This is a genomic window from Pokkaliibacter sp. MBI-7 (genome assembly GCF_029846635.1).
Taxonomy (GTDB): Bacteria; Pseudomonadota; Gammaproteobacteria; order Pseudomonadales; family Balneatricaceae; genus Pokkaliibacter.
Genome location: NZ_JARVTG010000001.1, coordinates 3,979,578 through 3,998,533, shown reverse-complemented (window position 1 = coordinate 3,998,533; position 18,956 = coordinate 3,979,578). Strand labels below are relative to the sequence as shown.

Below are 18,956 nucleotides of genomic sequence, written 5' to 3'. Positions count from 1 at the left end.
CATCCCTGACGCCAGCCCGCTGAATTAAAGCGGCTGGCGTGATCTTCTCCCCTGAGCGGGGCCAACCCGCTGGGACTCTGTGCCGAAGCCATCGAAGACATCGCCGGGAACGGCACCGAACCCGGCCTGCTGGCCAGCGGCGGCTCCCTGCTGCTGGATATGATCCCCGGCCTTGGCACGCTCAAAGCCGTCGGTCAGGCCATCACCGGCACTGACTGGGTGACAGGTGAAAGTGTGGAGCGCAGTGGTGAACTCATCGGCGCGGCTCACCACCACGGAAATAACCTTATTATCCCCTCCTTTACCCTTTGGGGATCAACAACCAGCTTATTACTGCAATCTGCGCCGTGAAGGAGCCGAGAATGGATAAAGCTATGAGGTATCATCCCTCGACGATATCAGGCAGCTATGGCTGAAGGGCTGAGGTCGGGGAATATTGTGAAAGTAGACAAGAACACTGGAGGCGTATCCGTTACTTAGAGGAGCTCGGATTTCAGATGCATTTTCTATGAATCCACTAAAAAGACCGTTATCTGATCCTTGAAAAATATGAAAAAACGTATACCTTTTGAATGATCCGTTACCGATTTAAATACCTTTTAATAACTTACTTTCGTGATGATGAAATTACTTTTTTCTCACTGAGATCGGCTAAAACCAGCCACTTAACTAAAGGTTAAATGACCGAAGGCAACTCATGCAAGAATTCAAGCTCGATAAAAAATATGTCACACTAACGAAAGGATGCTTAGTAGTTTTTGTAACATTTTTGGCATTAGGATTTGCTTTACCCTTCCTTCCTGACGAGCACGAAGGCAATCCAAATGACACACTCATGATTTCGGCAATGTGTACAATGGTCTATGGAGTTTTTTCAGCTCTTACATGGCGTTTTTTAAAAAAGCTACCATTCGCAGATATTGCAGCTGATGACGATGGTGTTTGGTATATGCACATCGGAAAAGCTAAAGGGCTAATCGATTGGGAGAAAGTCCATAGAGTAAAAGAAAGGCCGTATATGCAGCGTCTAGATTTACTAGGCACTGACAACCAAGAATTGCTTAAAATTGATTATAAATTACTTGGATTTGAGATACTCCGAGATGTACTAAATGAAAGGGCTGGTGCTCGAAATTCAGATCTTTATCAATCTAAGTTTTCTAAGGGGCCGTTATACCATTTAGTTTATTTGGCTTGTGTAGTCAGCTTTACTGCTTTAGGTATTTATATAGGAGCAGGTAGTAATCCACTATTGGGCTATGGCGTGACAAGTGTTCTAGTTGCTTTCATTATCTATGAATATCTAGTAGCAGCAACGGGTGTCCAAGTCACTGAAAATAGTATTTTGGTGGCGTACCCTCTCACAAAAAAAAACATTCCACTCAATGATGTTGAGAATGTTGTTATTGCTGATGAGTTCCGCAAAGGTAAGCGAATACCAGAAATTTGGATAATTACCAATAATTCAAAAAAATCTTACAAGTTGAAGCAACTTGGTTCTGATTCAGACCTTGTTTATAAAACCTTAAAAAGGGCAGCCAACTTATGAGTCAAAGCATCTTTAACAAAGCACTGCTGTAGGACTGGTTTCCGCAGAGCGCAGAATTAGGCATACGATATAGGAAATTAAAATAGCCCGACAGAAGGAGGTTCCGGGGCAATCCACCCAAGTTAATGAAAAAACCAATATAAATCATTGACCTGTCGCTGATTTTGTGAGGTCGCCGTCCGACTAACCTGCTTTTTATCTCCTGTGTCGGACGGCGACCAATAGGGAACTCACTCCTCTGCGGCTGTGTTCCCATGTCTCTTTCTGCTCTGCTTCAGCGATTTATGACCTTTCTGCACTCTGATGCGTTCGCACAAAAGGCGCGTCACCCTGATCACCCCAATGGCTTCTCACGGCAACGCAAATTGCCACTGACCTCACTGGTTGCCTGCATGTTGCGCTCCATGAGTAAACGCGTGCAGGTGGAACTGGATCAGTTCTTTGCCTCCTGCCAGCATCAGCCCGGCCTCTCTCATTGCGTGTCAGAACAGGCCTTCGCCCAGGCGCGCACCAAACTGTCTCACTCCGCCTTTACCGCACTCAATGATCACCTGCTGGCGCTGCTGGAAAGCCACTCTTTGATACCGCGCTGGCGCGGCCTGCGTCTGGTTGCGGCGGATGCCTCGCACCTGAATCTGGCGGTACGGGCCTGCCACCGATCACGTGCGGCCCGCCCACAGCAGCTGGCCTTTGGCCTCTATCTGGTCGAGGCCGAGATGATGCTAGCCGCCACGCTATACTCCCCCCAGGTGGGTGAACGGCAGATGCTGTTTGAGCATCTGGACCGTCTGCGCGCGGATGACCTGCTGTTGCTGGATCGCGGTTACCCCTGCCGCTGGCTGGTGGCGGCATTAAACCAGCGAGGGATCCCGTTCTGCATGCGGGTCGATGCGCTGGGCTATCGCTGTGTCAGGGAGTTCATGTCCTCCGGTCTGAAAGATCAGGACGTGATGTTGCCCGCTCCCAGCCAGCAGGACGCCGCCTCGTATGAATGCCTGCCCACCCCTCAGCCCGTGCGGCTGGTCAAATATCGAACGCCAAAGGGGAAGGTCCATGTGGTGATGACGAACCTGATGGATCGTCAGCGCTTTCCGGCCAGCGTCTTTATGTCGCTGTACCATCAACGCTGGCGTATTGAAGAGGCGTTCAAACGGTTAAAGCACCGGCTGCAGATAGAGCAGGTATCGGGGTTGTCCCAACGAGCGGTCATGCAGGATTTTGCCGCCAAGATCGTCTGTGACAATCTGGAAAGGGTCGTGGTGATGTTCGCAGAACGGCAACATCGGGTCGGTGTTGATCAGGCGACCAACCGTGCTTACGGTCACATGGCGTTGAGAGATATTTTGCCCGTGGTACTGACCGGATGCGTGAAAGCCATGCAGCGGTTAGCGGAAGCGACAAAACAGATAGCGCGCTGTACATTTCCCCGACGACCGGGCACCTCTAAACCCCGACCAAAGGACCGCGGAAAGCCACGTAAGCATTTGATTCAAAAGACATGTTGAGGCTTAACTTGGGTGGATTGGGTTCCGGGGGGAAGCGTGGGCACTCAAATAGGGAGCACTGGACATATACCGAAGAATTGAAAGAGGCATCAAAAAGTCAGCACAAATTAACAGTAGATCTATAAAAAGAAGCACTCGATAATTTTCGTGAAGGTTGTAAATGTGATGAATGCGGGAGTGGTTTTATTTCAGTTTCTTCCGATTATCAGTCTCTGTGTTCGGAATGTGCTCACTGGATATATGGCACTCTTCGTTGCAAGCACGAATTCGCAGATAACAGTTGCATTAAATGCGGCTGGGATGGCAATACCTCCAAATATATTGAGTCGATAAAAGGGGCAGTAATACCTGATAGTCCCTCGTACACAGTCAGATACGCTCCACAATTCTTGGGGTGTCGCTGTGGGGCTGTTTATCGTTCTGATCCCTGCCTTACGCCAGCTTGTCGTTTCATCGCTGGTGTGACGTTCTTGACCATGTGACCGCCTCCTCCCGGCTGGTCTCTTGTTCCTATCAGACCTGCTCAGCCATCTCTATAATCCGAGCCTGGCCGGCCTCTTCTACCGGCTAGCGTGGGTGTTTCACCTCACTGATTAGCGACATGGACAGCCCATGTTCTGCATAACAAAAAACCGCTGGAGCACAGCCCCAGCGGTTTCAGGTGTAGCTTGGTCAGCCAACACCTCTCTTCATCAGAAGATAAAGTCCGTGGTCAGGAAGCTGGACTCACGGTTGTTGATGATGTCACCAATCAGCTGCTTGCTGCTGTCATCGTACTTGGCCGCAACAATGGTGCGGATGGAGAACACCCGCAGCGCATCGTCCACTGACAGGGTGCCTTCTGCCGAATCCTTGCGCCCGGTAAAGGGGAAGGAGTCCGGGCCACGCTGGCACTGACTGTTGAGGTTGATACGGCCAACCTGAATCGCGAACTCATCCACCAGATGGCCCACTTCCTGACTGTTGGTGCCGAAAATACTCAGCTGCTGACCAAAATTGGACTCCCGCACATAGCTGATGACTTCGCTGATGTCCTTATAGGGCACCACCGGTACCACCGGGCCGAACTGCTCTTCCCGATACACCTTCATCTGCGCACTGACAGGATAGAGCACCGCCGGATAGAAAAAGGCTTCGCGCACCGTCGCCCCACCTTCGTTCATCACGCGGGCACCCAGTGCCTGCGCATCTTCCACCAGACGGGTGAGATAGGCGGTCTTGCCCGGCTCAGGCAGCGGCGTCAGCGCCACTCCCGGCTCCCACGGCATGCCTGCCTTAAGCGTAGCCACCTGTTCACAGAGTTTGGCCACAAAGGTATCGGCGATGGATTCATGCACAAACAGGATCTTCAGTGCGGTGCAGCGCTGGCCATTGAATGACAGTGCGCCGGCGACACACTCTTTGACCGTCGCCTCCAGATCCACTTCCGGCAGTACGATACCGGGGTTCTTGGCATCCAGCCCCAGTGCCGAACGCAGACGGTGCGGTTTGGGGTGCAGTTTTTTCAGGTCATTGGCGCCCTTGTTGGTACCGATAAAGGCAAATACATCGACCTTGCCGCTGGCCATCAGGGCACTGACGGTGTCGCGGCCACGACCATAGATAACGTTGATCACCCCCGCCGGAAAGCAGGAGCGGAATACCTCCAGCAGCGGCTGGATCAGCAGCACACCGAATTTGGCCGGTTTGAAGATGACGGTGTTGCCCATGATCAGAGCAGGAATCAGGGTGGTGAAGGTTTCATTCAGCGGGTAGTTATACGGCCCCATACACAGCGCCACCCCCATGGGTACGCGGCGAATCTGGCCCAGCGTGCCCTGCTCGATCTGGAAGCGGCTGGAGCGGCGGTCCAGTTCCTTCAGTGACAGGATGGTGTCGCGGATATAGTCACAGGTGCGGTCGAACTCCTTCTCGGAGTCTTTCAGGTTCTTGCCGATTTCCCACATCAGCAGCTTAACCACGGCGTCGCGCTGCTCACGCATCTTGCTGAGGAAGTTTTCCACATGGCGAATGCGCTCAGCCACCGGCATCGATGGCCATTCACCGTGGCCCAGGTTATAGGCAGCCACCGCGGCATCCAGTGCTTCCAGCGCGGCAGCCTCGTCCAGCAGCGGTGTTGAGCCCAGTATTACCGGCTTGCAGCGGCCGTCGTCATCGCGCAGATGCACCGGGCTGGTGACCGGCGCCAGATCCCCCTGCCAGCGCCGCAGTTCACCGTTAATCAGGTATTCGCGTTGTTCGATAAAACCGTTGAAGGCGAACTGCTCAGGAATGTCGCCCTTACGTGGGTAAAGCGCATCAAAATTGATCACCTGGCTCATAGTTATGTCCTGATAGGTATGTCCCTGACCCGCACTCTGTGGGACCGGCAAGACCCTGCCTGTCCGGGAGAACAGCGTTGCTGTTCAGCAAAGAATGCGACTACGACATCGCTGGCCTGACCACTGACGGTGGCAGACAGCGACACGGTTTTTACACCTGACCGTACCCCGGTGGATAGCAGTAAGGCAGAGACTTATCAGATGATGCTTTCGGGCTTACTCACCATGCAGTTTTTGTGCAGAGCACACAATAGCCCCGAGCGGATTGGCGTCATTCTTTAGCAGGCTGTTGAAAAACGTTATCGAGGCAGCCGAGACAAGGAAATACCCCGAGGGCACAAGAAGCAGGCGAAAAAGCGGAGTTTAGTGGGCTAAATGAGCATTTTGAGCCTGTTTTTGACGCGGTATTCGGCAACGCAGATAGATTTTCAACGACCTGTTAGGTCAGGCACGGTGGTTACAGCACCACCTGATGTTCCGCCTGCCCCTGAATATCCTGTTCGCCGGCCAGCTCAGCCACAAACACCCTGCCAGCGTCCGGCTCTGCCGCCAGTACCTCGGCGGACATCCCTTCCTGCGCGGAGGTAGCAAACAGAGTGCGCAGTTCTGCACCGCCAAAGCAGGGGCAGGATATCTGGCTGGCACTAAAGCTGACAGCCTGCACAAATGCACCCTGTGGGCTATAGCAGGCCACGCGGGCGGCACCCCACTGGGCGTTCCACAGCCGGCCAGCGCTGTCGACGACAGCACCGTCCGGGTGCACTCCCTCACGAGCGGTATCAATAAATATCTCCGCATCCCCCTGCGGCCAGCCATGCACAGGTTCCAGCGCCTGACGCCAGATCAGATCGCGGGCGGTATCGGCAAAGTAGGCAAAGCGCCGGTCCGGGGAGAAGCAGATGGCATTGGTAATGGTGATTGCCGGGAACAGCTGACGTACCTCTCCGCGATAGTAGCGGTAGATCGCGCCGGCCTGAGGCTGGGCCTGTTTACCCATGGTGCCGATCCAGAAACCGCCCCAGGGGTCGGCGCGGCCATCGTTGGAGCGGGTCTGGGGGTTGTCTGCTTCCAGTGCACAGATCATGTCACCCTGACCCTTTTGCAGATCAAAACGTTGCAGACCGCTTTCGCTGGCGATCAGCAGATGCCGCTCGTCAATCCAGCCGGCTGCCGATACCCGCTCGTCAAACTGCCACTGTAACGGCCTGTCGCCGTCACGACTGAGCAGGCGATTGCCGAGAATGTCGAACCAGAACAACTGCTGGCGCAACGGATGCCACAACGCGCCCTCGCCCAGATGGCAGGCGCGCGGGTCCCAGACCTGACTTGTCATCACTGGCCTCCATGGTACTGGTCGTAGGCGGCGACCATCCGCCGTGCACTGGCAGCCACTTCAGCCACCGTCTTGCCCGGCTTGTACAGGGCCGAACCGATACCGAAACCATCCGCTCCGGCGGCCAGCCACTGGCCAAAATTGCTGTCATCGACGCCGCCGACCATCAGCACCTGTGTGCCGGCAGGTAATACCGCCCGAATGGCCTTGAGCCCCTCAATCCCCATCATCGTGGCCGGAAAAACTTTCAGCGCTGAAGCACCGCAACGCAGTGCCGTGAAACACTCACTGGGCGTCAGTACGCCGGGGTATGAGCCCATGCCACGCATGCGGGTAGCCTCAATCACGGCCTCATAGCAGTTGGGCGAAACCACAAAGGTGCCACCGGCGGCAGACACTTCTCCGACCTGATCCACCGTCAGCACGGTACCGGCACCGATTTGCGCCACAGTGCTGAAGGCCTTCGCCATGATTTCGATACTGTGCAGCGGCTCGGGTGAGTTGAGCGGTACTTCGATACGGCTGATCCCGGCCTCAATAATCGCGGCGGTAATCGCCTCCGCTTCTTCGGGGCGAATCCCCCGCAGGATCGCAATCAGATTGCGTTGCATATTAGAACTCCTGATCGGGTGCTATGCCGATGATGGTCACGATCCGCTGCGCGCAAGCTGCTGCCAGGCAGCACGTAAACCATTCAGCGTAATCTGTTCAGCGCTGACCGTCGCCACTGGTATCCCCTGCGCCTGCAGGGCTTTGGCATACAGGGCTGACAGGCCCTGATCACCGATAATACTGACCGCATGGTCCTGCCACAGCGACGCTGCAGCGGCCAGCTCATTACCGATCAGCAGCCCGGACAACCGGGCACGGGCAGCCGCGGCGCCAAGCCCCTGCAGCAACCCGGCGGCACGCAGACCAAACAGGGCACTGCTCAGCTGCTGAGGCTGCTGGAATGCTTCATTGACGGCCTGCAGGAACACGACTTCATCTATCCCCTGCGCGGCTTCCTGCTGCATACCATGACGCAGCACCGACTGTTGTGACAGCAGGGCAAACAGCTCGCCAGTCATATAGGTGTGAAAGCGCAGGACCTTGCCGTCGCGCAGATCTGCCCACTTGCAGTGGGTACCGGGCAGACAGAGCACACCGACAAAATGGGGATGCTCTGCCATAAAGCCAGCGATCTGGGTTTCCTCACCGCGCATCACATCCGCGGGCCCCTGCTGACACAGACCCGGGATGATATGCACCGCGATTCGCGCGTCATGCACCACCGGCCTGACCATTTTATCGACGGCCAGCGGCGTGCAGGGCACCTGGGTATAAGGCGCCTCGCACCAGCCCTGACGGGCGCCCACCATACCGCAGGCCAGCACCGGCATCAGCGCATCGTCTCTGAGCCAGGGCTCGATCTGCTCCAGCAGTGCCGTTTCAAACTGATCGGGAGACAAGCTACCCATCCCCTTGTCTGAAGCAGCCCGCTGCAGAATATCGCCGCTGGCCGTCATAGCCCAGGCCCGCATATGTGAGGTGCCCCAGTCGACAGCAATCCAGTCGGTCGTGCTCATGCTTGGCGCTCTTGCTTGATGGCTAATAATGGTCGCACTGCGGGGACACAGTGCTGCTGGGTTAATACCGTGATGATGGCTTGTCTGCCGTTCCCCGAAACGCAGCAGATCATAAATACGTTCTTACCCCTGCAAATCCAGCGGCAAGACGTCATGGGGCAAATTCTGATAACACACCGGCCGCAGGAATCGACGGATGGCCATAGTGCCGACAGAGGTTGCGCCAAAGTTAGTGGAGGCAGGATAAGGCCCGCCGTGCACCATGGTGTCACTGACTTCCACCCCCGTGGGGAAACCATTGGCCAGCAGGCGCCCGGCCTTGCGCTCCAGAATCGGCAGCAGCTGGCGGGCCAGCCCGCTGTCATCAGCATCCAGTTGCAATGTGCAGGTCAGCTGACCTTCCAGTGCCGAGGCCAGTGCCAGCATCTCTTCGACACTGTCAGCCACCACCACCAGCCCCAACGGGCCAAAGACTTCCTCGCCCAGTGCGGCGTTGCTCAGCCAGTTGGCCGCGGTGGTCTGGAACAGATACGGCGTGGCACTGCGCTGACTGCACTGGGTACTCAGCAGCGTTTGCACGCCTGCACTTGACTGCACCCGCTCCATCCCATGGCGATAGGCGGCAGCAATGCCGTCCGTCAGCATGGTCTGGGCACCTACCTGCTCCAGCGCAGCGGTAGCGCTGGCGATAAAGGCATCGGCGTCCTGCCCTTTCAGCAGTACGGCAATGCCGGGGTTAGTGCAGAACTGCCCGGCGCCCATGGTCAGTGAAGCCGCCCAGCCTTTGCCGATGGCATCACCACGCGCGGCTACCGCAGCAGGCAGCACAAACATCGGGTTGACCGAGCCCAGCTCACCAAAGAACGGAATGGGATCATGACGCTGTGCACAGAGATCAAACAGGGCACGCCCACCGGCCAGACTGCCGGTAAAGCCCACCGCCCGGATCAGCGGATGCTGCACCAGGGTTTGACCGACTTCACGGTTGCCACCCTGAATCAGGGAAAACACACCGGGATGAACGCCACAGGCCTCGATGGCAGCGGCAATCGCCTGTGCCACGATTTCGCCGGTACCGGGGTGGGCGGAATGGCCTTTCACCACCACCGGACAGCCCGCCGCCAGCGCAGAGGCGGTATCGCCACCGGCTACGGAAAACGCCAGCGGAAAGTTGGAGGCACCAAATACCGCAACAGGGCCAATAGGCCGCTGCATCAGAAACAGCTCAGGGCGCGGCAAGGGCTGACGATCAGGCAGAGCGGCATCATGGCGGCGATCAAGATAATCACCGGCCTCGATATGCTCAGCGAACAGCCGCAGCTGGCCTACCGTACGGCCCCGCTCCCCCACCAGACGGGCGGTGGGCAGACCGGTTTCCTGCGTGCCAATCTCGGTGATGGCATCACCGCGGGCATCAATTTCATCAGTAATACGGCGCAGCAGCGCTGCCCGCTCGGCACGGCTGGAATAGCCAAAATGGGTGAAGGCCTGTTCCGCCGCTTCACACGCAGCGCGAACATGGTCAGGTGTACCCACCGCAAAATGATGTACCGGCCCGACTGCCGGTGATGAAGCAAAGGTGGTCTCCCCTGCTACCCAGTTGCCTGCAATCAGATGTTTTCCGGTCAAGCTGGTCACGGTGTGGTTCCTCCTGCTGAATCTGTACGACGGATAACGTCAACAATGTGCTCACGCGCCCTCTACCCGGTTCCTCTCCCCAGTGCCTCTCCCGGCGAAGGAGAGGAACGGTGAAAAAGGTGGGAAGGAAGGCGCGTTACTCGGCCTTAGTGGCTGTCCTTGGGAATAGGCGCACCGCGGCAGCCCTTGAGGAAGTCGAAGTCAGCGCCGGTGTCAGCGCCTTCGACATGCTCATGGAACAGCTTGATGTAGCCGCTCTTCGGTGCTTCCACCGTGGGCTGCCAGGCGGCCAGACGGCGGGCCAGCTCCTCCTCGGGAATATCCAGATGAATACGACGTGCGGCCACGTCCAGCTCAATCATGTCACCGTTCTGTACCACTGCCAGCGGGCCACCGGCCGCTGCTTCCGGCGTGGTATGCAGAACCACGGTGCCGTAGGCCGTGCCGGACATACGGGCATCGGAAATCCGCACCATGTCGGTAATGCCCTTGCGCAGCACCTTGGGCGGCAGGCCCATGTTGCCGACTTCGGCCATGCCGGGATAACCCCGTGGGCCGCAGTTTTTCAGCACCATCACGCAGGTTTCGTCGATATCCAGACTCTCGTCGTTGATCTTGGCCTTGTAGTCATCGATGTCTTCAAACACCACCGCACGGCCACGATGCTGCATCAGATGCGGGCTGGCAGCGGAGGGTTTCAGCACCGCGCCCCGGGGTGCCAGATTGCCACGCAGCACCGCAATGCCACCGCTCTGGGTCAGTGCCTTGTCGACCGGCAGAATGACATCCGGGTTCCAGTTACGAACCTCTTTCACTTCGTCCCAGATGCTCTCACCGGAGACGGTCACAGCATCCTTGTGCAGCTTACCGCCCTCGCCCAGATGACGAATCACCACCGGCAGACCACCGGCGTAGAAGAACTCCTCCATCAGGTATTTACCCGACGGCATCAGGTTAACGATGGTGGGAATATCACGACCAAGGCGATCCCAGTCATCCAGTGTCAGGTCAATGCCCACCCGCCCGGCAATGGCCAGCAGGTGAATTACCGCATTGGTTGAACCACCGATGGCACCATTAACCCGGATGGCATTCTCGAACGCCTGACGGGTCATGATGTCAGAGGGCTTGAGATCATCTTTGACCATCTGCACGATACGGCGGCCAGTCAGGTGCGCCATCACCCGGCGACGGCTGTCGACCGCCGGAATGGCGGCATTGCCCGACAGGGCCATGCCCAGTGCTTCGGCCATGCTGGCCATGGTGCTGGCGGTGCCCATGGTGTTGCAGGAACCGGGCGAGCGAGACATCGACTGCTCGGCTTCGAGGAAGTCTTCACGGCTCATCTTGCCGGCCTTGATGTCTTCCGACATTTGCCACAGCGCGGTGCCCGAACCGACCCGTTCGCCACGGAACCAGCCGTTGAGCATGGGTCCGCCGGACACAACAATCGCGGGAATATCGACACTGGCCGCGCCCATCAGCAGGGCCGGAGTGGTCTTGTCACAGCCTGCCAGCAGCACTACGCCGTCCAGCGGGTTGGCACGCAGGGCTTCTTCCACATCCATTGCGGCCATATTGCGGTACATCATGGCAGTAGGACGCAGGGAACTTTCACCGGGCGAAAACACCGGGAATTCCAGCGGCAGACCGCCCGCTTCATAAATGCCGTGCTTGACCCGCTCTGCCAGATCACGCAGGTGAGCATTACAGGGCGTCAGCTGCGACCAGGTGTTACAGATCCCGATGACCGGACGGCCGTCGAACAGATCAGCAGGCAGGCCCTGATTCTTCATCCAGCTGCGGTGGTAGATATGATCCCGGGAATCGCCACCGAACCACTCGGTGGAGCGCAATTTACGCGGCCATTTTGCGGGTTTGAAGTTGCTCATACCCAGCCTCCATCAACAATAAAATTCTGTGCCGTGCACATGGCAGACGCATCCGAGGCCAGAAACAGCGCCATATCGGCGATATGTTCCGGCAGCAGTTGACCGGGCATGCACTGGCTGCGTTTGATCAGATCTCTGGCGGCCTCATCGACCCACAGGGACAGTTGTTTTTCCGTCATGACCCAGCCGGGCACCAGCGTATTGACGCGGATATGGTCCTTGCCCAGATCACGGGCCAGCCCGCGGGTCATGCCGTGTACCGCCGCCTTACTGGCGGCGTACACCGGATAGCCCGCCGAGGCCATCATCCAGCCCACCGAACCGAAGTTGACGATGGAGCCGCCACCGGCCTGACGCATCATCGGTGCCACCGCCTGAGCGGCAAACATGGCGTGACGCAGGTTGACCGAGATCAGCTCGTCGAAGCGTTCGGCACTGATGGAATCCAGTGAATGACGCACGTCGTTGGCGGCATTGTTGACCAGTACGGTAATCGGGCCAAAATGCTCGGCAGCCTTGAAGATGGTGCTCTGATAGGCCTTGATGTCAGTGATGTCACAGCGCTGGAACAGGGTTTCACAGCCTTCGGCATTGAGCTGCCGGGACAGGGCTTCACCTTCCTCAGCGGCGATATCCACAAATGCGGTGCAGGCGCCCTGGCGGGCAAAGGCTTCCACCAGCGCCCGGCCAATGCCGGTGGCACCGCCGGAGATCAGCACGGTACGGCCACGCAGGCCGGGATAACTGGCTTTGCCGTTGCTGACGGCGGGGTCAGATGCAGGAGAATGTTGACCGGTCATAGTCCGACTACCTCAGTCGCGGGGCGCTCACCCCGTTGCAGCGGGTTACGCAGGGGCAGGCCCAGCTGCGGTGCATCGATTTCAAACACGTCGCCCTCTTCCACCCTGATGCCATCGGCAAACGACAGGGTAGCGGTGCCAAACATATGCACATGCAGATCACCCGGCTGACGGAACAGGGCATATTTGAAGTGGTGGTGCTCCAGATTGGCGATGGTGTGCGACATATTGGCCTCCCCGGACAGGAAGGGCTTCTGCCACAGCACTTCGCCGTTACGCAGAATGCGCGACGTGCCCTGAATGTCATCGGGCAGCTCGCCGATCAGCAGCTCCGCGCCGAAAGACGCCGGACGCAGTTTGGAGTGCGCCAGATACAGATAGTTGATGCGTTCGGTCACATGATCAGAAAACTCATTGGCCACGGTAAAGCCCAGACGATAGGGCTTGCCGTCAGCACCGATGACATAGAACCCGGCAATCTCCGGCTCCTCGCCACCATCAAGAGCAAAGGCCGGTGACTCCAGCGCATCGCCAGAGGCCACAGCGGCGACGCCGGTGCCCTTGTAGAACCATTCGGGCTGCACCCCTTCCTGACCGGCAGCGGGCTTACCCCCTTCCAGCCCCATGCGGAACATCTTCATGGAATCGGTCAGCTGTTCTTCATCACCGCTTTTGGCCTTGGCATGCATGGCATCACGGGTGGCCGCCGAGCCCAGATGGGTCAGGCCGGTACCGGTCAGGTGCATGTGCGCCGGGTCAGGGTGGCGCACCGGGCAATCGAGTTTGCCAGCGGCAGCCAGCGCGTTCAGGTCCACCGCGTCCCCCAGACCATGGGTTTCAATCACGGCAGCCAGCGATGTGCCTGCGGCGATGGCTTCCTGCGCCAGGGCATAGGTTGAGGTTGCATTGAGTACCCGGCGGGCATCATCGCCACGCCGGCAGATCACACCACCTTCTTTCAACTGGGACAGATACAGGGCAGCTTGCATGACAGAAGGCTCCTTAGCGTGACTTATTCTTGTTGACCACATCGAAGATCACCGCGGCCAGCAGGACCAGACCTTTAATCACCTGCTGCCATTCGATGCCGATACCGAGGATGGACATACCGTTGTTCATCACCCCCATGATCAGGGCGCCGATGACCGCACCGATGATCTTGCCGACACCGCCGGACATGGACGCACCACCGATAAAGACAGCGGCAATCACATCCAGCTCGAATGCCAGACCGGCCTTGGGCGTGGCGGTATTCAGACGGGCGGCGAAAATCAGGCCCGCGAGGGCGGCGAGCATGCCCATGTTGACGAAGGTGAGGAAAGTCAGGCGTTCCGTGTTGATACCCGACAGCTTGGCGGCTTTAACGTTGCCGCCGATGGCATAGATACGACGGCCCAGCGTGGTACGGTTGGTCAGGAAGGTATAAGCGCACATCAGCACACCCATGGTGATCAGCACGTTGGGCAGGCCACGGTAGGTCGACAGCAGATAGGAGATATAGATGATGGCCGCCGCAATCAGGCCATTTTTCACCACGTAGAAGGTGAAGGGTTCATCTTCAATACCGAACTGCAGCGAACGGGCACGGGCACGGGCTGCCAGAAACACGATGGTGGCGGCAGCAATCACGCCCAGCACGATGGCGGTGATATTGGGTCGGTCATCGCTGAACACATCAGGGATAAAACCGGTGCTCATCAGCTGGAAGCTGGGCGAGAAAGGTCCGACTGACTGACCTTCCAGCACGGCCAGGGTCAAGCCACGGAACACCAGCATACCGGCCAGGGTGACGATAAAGGACGGTATCTTCCAGTAGGCAATCCAGTAGCCCTGCGCAGCGCCGATCGCACAACCAAGCAGCAGACAGACCGGCACAACCAGCGCCATCGACCAGCCCCAGTGCACCATCATCACTGCCGCTGCGGCACCGACGAAGCCCACCACCGAGCCCACCGACAGATCAATATGACCGGCCACGATCACCAGCAACATGCCGAAGGCCATGATGATGATGTAGCTGTTCTGCAGGAACAGGTTGGTCAGGTTGATGGGACGCATCAGCGTGCCATCGGTCAGTACCTGAAACAGCCCCATGATCACCACCAGTGCCAGCAGCATGCCGTAATCACGGAAGTGGTGCTTCATGTACGCCAGGGCACTGGGTTTGCTGGCAGCCGCGCTGCTGTCAGACACAGAAGAAGAGTTATTGGACATGGATGAGGTCCCCTGCCCGGCCACGACAGCCTGGGCCTGCATATTTTTTAGCGTTTTTGTCTGGTCCATCGTCATTACCTCGCTTACGCCGTGACGATCATCGACATGATCTTTTCCTGACTCGCTTCATGACGGGCCAGTTCGCCGACAAAGGCGCCTTCGTTCATTACGTAGATGCGGTCACACATCCCCAGCAGCTCAGGCATTTCCGACGAAATCATGATCACGCCCTTACCTTCATCAGCGAGCTGATTGATGATGCTGTAGATCTCGAACTTGGCCCCGACGTCGATACCGCGAGTCGGTTCATCCAGAATCAGCACCTCGGGCTGGGCAAACAGCCACTTCGACAGCACCACCTTCTGCTGGTTGCCGCCGGACAGGTTGACCGTTTTCTGGAACACGCCGGGGGTACGGATACGCAGTGCGGCACGGTAGTCTTCGGAGATCTTGCGTTCCTGGTTGTCATCGATCACGCCGTGGCTGGAAACCCCTTCGAGGTTCGCCAGGGTGGTATTGCAAAGAATGGTTTCATCGAGAATCAGCCCCAGTTCCTTGCGGTCTTCGGTGACATAGGCCAGGCCACTGTCAACAGCGCGGCGCACGGTAGAGACATCGATCTCCTTGCCACGCAGCTGCACGGAGCCGGAAATATTGCGGCCATAGCTGCGGCCAAACACGCTCATGGCCAGCTCGGTGCGACCCGCGCCCATCAGGCCCGCAATGCCCACCACCTCACCGGCAGCCACGTTAAGACTGACGTTGCGGATCATCTGCCGCTCGGCGCTTTCCGGATGCCAGACGTTCCAGTCGCGAATTTGCAGCAGGGTGTCGCCAATCTTGGGGGTACGGGTGGGATAACGGTGCGCCATATCGCGCCCGACCATGCCGCGGATAATGTGTTCTTCGCTGATGCTGTCGGCGTGACAATCCATGGTTTCCACCGAGGTGCCATCACGCAGCACGGTGATGCTGTCCGCCACGCGGCTGACTTCATTCAGCTTGTGGGAAATCAGGATCGACGAGATGCCCTGTGCACGGAACTCCAGCAGCAGATCCAGCAGCTTCTGGCTGTCGTTCTCCTGCAGGGCGGCGGTAGGTTCGTCGAGAATCAGCAACTTGACGTCTTTGGCCAGCGCCTTGGCGATCTCCACCAGCTGCTGTTTACCTACGCCCAGTTTTTCCACCAGCGTGGACGGGGTTTCACTCAGGCCGACTTTTTTCAGCAGCGCTTCGGTGCGCTTGAATACCGACGGCCAGTCGATGATGCCATGGCTGGCAATTTCGTTACCCAGAAACAGGTTTTCGGCAATGGACAGCAAGGGCACCAGTGCCAGTTCCTGGTGAATGATGATGATGCCTTCCCGCTCGCTGTCGGCGATGCCGCCGAAGCTCATGGTGCGGCCTTCATAGACGATGTCGCCGTCGTAGCTGCCATGGGGATAGACGCCACTCAGGACTTTCATCAGGGTGGACTTGCCTGCACCGTTCTCGCCGCACAGAGCGTGGATTTCACCACGACGTACCTTGAGATTGACATTGTCCAGCGCCTTCACGCCGGGGAATGTCTTGGTGATGCCACGCATCTCCAGAATGATATCTTGCATAGGAGTGTCCGCTCAGGCGGATGCGCCCACCGTCAGCGGCGGCGCATCGTATTACCGAGAAATCGTGATAGTGCTGCACAGAGGACGGAGGCCAGTACACCTGCCCAACCAGTCAGAGACAGGGCCAGGCCGTCCGTCCGGGCAGGCCGTTGCCAGCCTGTTCAGCAGAGGTGGGTTACTGGATCTGATCCTTTTTGTAGTAACCGCTGTCGATCAGCACTTTCTCCCAGTTGCTCTTGTCGACGGTCATCGGCTCAAGCAGGTAGGAAGGCACCACTTTCACCCCGTTGTTGTAGGTGGTGGTGTCGTTGATTTCGGGAGTACTGCCGTTCAGCAGCGCCTTGACCATACCCACAGTGACGCCTGCCAGCTGACGGGTATCCTTGAAGATGGTGGAATACTGCTCGCCCGCCAGAATGGATTTCACTGAGGGCACTTCAGCATCCTGACCCGTCACGATGGGCATGGGCAGATCGCCTGAGCCGTAGCCCACGCCTTTCAGAGAGGACAGGATACCGATGGAGATACCGTCATAGGGTGACAGCACGCCATCGACGTGTTTCTTGGTGTAGTTGGCAGACAGCAGGTTATCCATACGTGCCTGAGCGGTAGCACCGTCCCAGCGCAGGGTACCGACCTTGTCCATGCCCATCTGACCAGACACCACGCTGATCTCGCCTTTATCGATCATCGGCTGCAGCACAGACATGGCGCCGTTGTAGAAGAAGTAAGCGTTGTTGTCGTCAGGAGAGCCGCCGAACAGTTCAATGTTGTAGGGGCCTTTACCACGGGCTTCCATCCCTTTCACCAGCGACTGCGCCTGCAGTACACCGACCTTGAAGTTATCGAAGGTGGCGTAGTAGTCGACGTATTTGCTGTCACGAATCAGACGGTCATAAGCAATCACCTTGATACCGGCGGCATGGGCATTTTCCAGCGCGTTGGTCAGGGTGGTGCCATCGATGGCGGCGATGACCAGTACATCAACCCCTTTGGTCATCATGTTTTCGATCTGCGCCACCTGGTTGGGAATATCATCCTCGGCGTATTGCAGATCGGTTTTGAAGCCTGCTTTTTCGAACTGATCGACCATGTTGTTGCCATCGGCGATCCAGCGTGCTGACGACTTGGTCGGCATGGAAATCCCAACCACTCCGGCAGCCTGTACAGCAGAGGTAAGCATCGCGGTTCCCAGAGCCATTGCGGCTATGAGTTTTTTGACGTGTTTCATTAGCTTCTCCTGATTGCGACCCCGGCAGCGTATCGTTGTACGTACGCTGGTTACCTGAGCCGCCGTTATTTTTATCGTTCAGCCAAAGAGCCTGTGATGAACCTGACCGCCAGCAGACAGTGCGAATATGCCAGCCATGGCAAGTTCAGTTATAGGCACTGAATGAAGATAGGCGCCCTTTCCATACCAATCAAATGCAATTTTTGTAGAAATGCATAGCAAATTTGTTATGCACAAATCTCGACAACTTGCCACCAACCAGCCACCATTAGTCAGCGCCTTTTGAGACCCTGGGTATCAAGGCGCAGATCATGCTCCAGCTCTGTCCCCCAACAACCATAACAACAGGCAAAGACATGGACATCGGCATTGCTAAACATCTTAAAATCAATCAGTTACGCCTTATCTCCGCCATTGCCGAGCACGGCCAGCTCGGCCTCGCTGCCGATGAGCTGACACTCACGCAGCCCGCCGCCTCCCGTATGCTGTCGGAGATTGAAAATGCCCTCGGCGCGAAATTATTCGAGCGCCATGCCAAAGGCATGGTGCCGACCCTGATTGGCCGCGCACTTGCCCAGCGTTCACATAACCTGCTGGTGGAACTGCGCGACCTGTCACGGGATGTGGAAGAACTGAAAGGCGGTGAAGGCGGGATCACCACGGTAGGGGCCGTGACCGGGGCAGCGGTCGGTTTCGTTATTCCGGCTATCCGCCAGCTGAAAGCCATCTCCCCCAAGGCGGAAATTCATATCAATGTCGAATCCAGCGAAGTGCTGGTGCATGATCTGGCCGCTGGCAAGAACGACTTTGTTCTGGCCCGTCTGCCACGAGGCGTCGACCCGTCAGACTTTGAGATTTATCCGGCGCGGACCGAAGTGGTCAATCTGGTGGTCCGAGAGGATCATCCGCTGGCCCATGTCGATCAGGTCGCCATTGGTGATCTGTCCAACTACGAATGGGTAATGCAGAGCCACCGCGCGCCCATCCGCGAGGCCGTCGAAGGCGCCTTTCTCAGTGCAGGAGCTGCCCTGCCCACCAACATCACCAACACCACCTCGCTGCTGGCGATGATCGCTATTCTGGTGTCATCCTCCGCTATCGCGCCGCTGGCCAGTGAAGTGCCGGACCTGCTGCTGGGTGATAAAGTCGGCGCCCGGTTGCGGGTACTGCCGCTGAAAACCCGTATTGTGATGTCGCCCTACTACCTGCTGCTGGTCAAAGGCCGCCAGCTGTCCCCTATCGCCAACCGGCTAAAAGCACTGGTGACGATGGAGCTGAGTAAGAGTGGTCGGTGAAGG

The 18,956-nt window shown here is 57.5% G+C and carries 15 protein-coding genes; 3 read left to right on the top strand and 12 right to left on the bottom strand.

Annotated features, from left to right (window positions below):
• Positions 1 to 24: 24 nt before the first annotated feature.
• The gene (locus QCD60_RS17590) at positions 25 to 276 is read right to left on the bottom strand and encodes a hypothetical protein (protein WP_279787538.1); all 252 of its coding nucleotides are present in this window, start codon (positions 274 to 276) and stop codon (positions 25 to 27) included.
• Positions 277 to 697: 421 nt separating this feature from the next.
• On the opposite strand from QCD60_RS17590, the gene QCD60_RS17585 reads away from it, so the two are divergent.
• Both QCD60_RS17585 and QCD60_RS17580 read left to right on the top strand, forming a co-directional pair.
• A complete protein-coding gene (locus QCD60_RS17585) occupies positions 698 to 1,549 on the top strand; it encodes a hypothetical protein (protein ID WP_279787537.1) in 852 nt (283 codons plus the stop codon).
• 254 nt (positions 1,550 to 1,803) lie between these two features.
• Positions 1,804 to 3,054, top strand: coding sequence for an IS4 family transposase (locus tag QCD60_RS17580; protein WP_279782765.1), 1,251 nt, complete (start codon positions 1,804 to 1,806; stop codon positions 3,052 to 3,054).
• Positions 3,055 to 3,746: 692 nt separating this feature from the next.
• Here the strand turns inward: QCD60_RS17580 and QCD60_RS17575 are convergent.
• The 11 genes from QCD60_RS17575 to chvE all read right to left on the bottom strand — a co-directional run bounded on the left by QCD60_RS17575 (position 3,747) and on the right by chvE (position 17,658).
• Positions 3,747 to 5,375: an NADP-dependent glyceraldehyde-3-phosphate dehydrogenase gene (locus QCD60_RS17575; protein WP_279787536.1), complete on the bottom strand. Its 1,629-nt coding sequence runs from the start codon at positions 5,373 to 5,375 to the stop codon at positions 3,747 to 3,749.
• Between the two features lie 457 nt (positions 5,376 to 5,832).
• Positions 5,833 to 6,708, bottom strand: coding sequence for an SMP-30/gluconolactonase/LRE family protein (locus QCD60_RS17570; RefSeq protein WP_279787535.1), 876 nt, complete (start codon positions 6,706 to 6,708; stop codon positions 5,833 to 5,835).
• On the bottom strand, positions 6,708 to 7,319 hold the full coding sequence (locus tag QCD60_RS17565; RefSeq protein WP_279787534.1) for a 2-dehydro-3-deoxy-6-phosphogalactonate aldolase: 612 nt from the start codon (positions 7,317 to 7,319) through the stop codon (positions 6,708 to 6,710). The genes QCD60_RS17570 and QCD60_RS17565 overlap by 1 nt, the downstream gene beginning before the upstream one ends.
• Positions 7,320 to 7,355: 36 nt before the next feature.
• Positions 7,356 to 8,276, bottom strand: a complete 921-nt coding sequence (locus QCD60_RS17560) for a 2-dehydro-3-deoxygalactonokinase (protein ID WP_279787533.1) — start codon at positions 8,274 to 8,276, stop codon at positions 7,356 to 7,358.
• A 123-nt stretch (positions 8,277 to 8,399) separates the two neighbouring features.
• Positions 8,400 to 9,914: an aldehyde dehydrogenase (NADP(+)) gene (locus QCD60_RS17555; protein WP_279787532.1), complete on the bottom strand. Its 1,515-nt coding sequence runs from the start codon at positions 9,912 to 9,914 to the stop codon at positions 8,400 to 8,402.
• Positions 9,915 to 10,060: 146 nt separating this feature from the next.
• Entirely contained in the window at positions 10,061 to 11,806 is a 1,746-nt protein-coding gene (araD, locus tag QCD60_RS17550) for an L-arabinonate dehydratase (RefSeq protein ID WP_279787531.1), read from the bottom strand.
• Entirely contained in the window at positions 11,803 to 12,606 is an 804-nt protein-coding gene (locus QCD60_RS17545) for an SDR family NAD(P)-dependent oxidoreductase (protein WP_279787529.1), read from the bottom strand. Before QCD60_RS17545 ends, araD begins: the two co-directional genes overlap by 4 nt.
• On the bottom strand, positions 12,603 to 13,595 hold the full coding sequence (gene araD1 / locus QCD60_RS17540; RefSeq protein WP_279787527.1) for an AraD1 family protein: 993 nt from the start codon (positions 13,593 to 13,595) through the stop codon (positions 12,603 to 12,605). Before araD1 ends, QCD60_RS17545 begins: the two co-directional genes overlap by 4 nt.
• Positions 13,596 to 13,608: 13 nt before the next feature.
• Positions 13,609 to 14,889, bottom strand: a complete 1,281-nt coding sequence (gene mmsB, locus QCD60_RS17535; protein WP_279787525.1) for a multiple monosaccharide ABC transporter permease — start codon at positions 14,887 to 14,889, stop codon at positions 13,609 to 13,611.
• A gap of 14 nt (positions 14,890 to 14,903) precedes the next feature.
• On the bottom strand, positions 14,904 to 16,427 hold the full coding sequence (gene mmsA / locus QCD60_RS17530) for a multiple monosaccharide ABC transporter ATP-binding protein (protein WP_279787523.1): 1,524 nt from the start codon (positions 16,425 to 16,427) through the stop codon (positions 14,904 to 14,906).
• Positions 16,428 to 16,602: 175 nt separating this feature from the next.
• Positions 16,603 to 17,658 (bottom strand): multiple monosaccharide ABC transporter substrate-binding protein, encoded by a 1,056-nt coding sequence (chvE, locus tag QCD60_RS17525; protein WP_279787521.1) that lies wholly within the window; start codon positions 17,656 to 17,658, stop codon positions 16,603 to 16,605.
• A gap of 311 nt (positions 17,659 to 17,969) precedes the next feature.
• On the opposite strand from chvE, the gene QCD60_RS17520 reads away from it, so the two are divergent.
• Positions 17,970 to 18,953: a LysR family transcriptional regulator gene (locus QCD60_RS17520; protein WP_279787519.1), complete on the top strand. Its 984-nt coding sequence runs from the start codon at positions 17,970 to 17,972 to the stop codon at positions 18,951 to 18,953.
• The last annotated feature ends 3 nt before the right edge of the window (positions 18,954 to 18,956 follow it).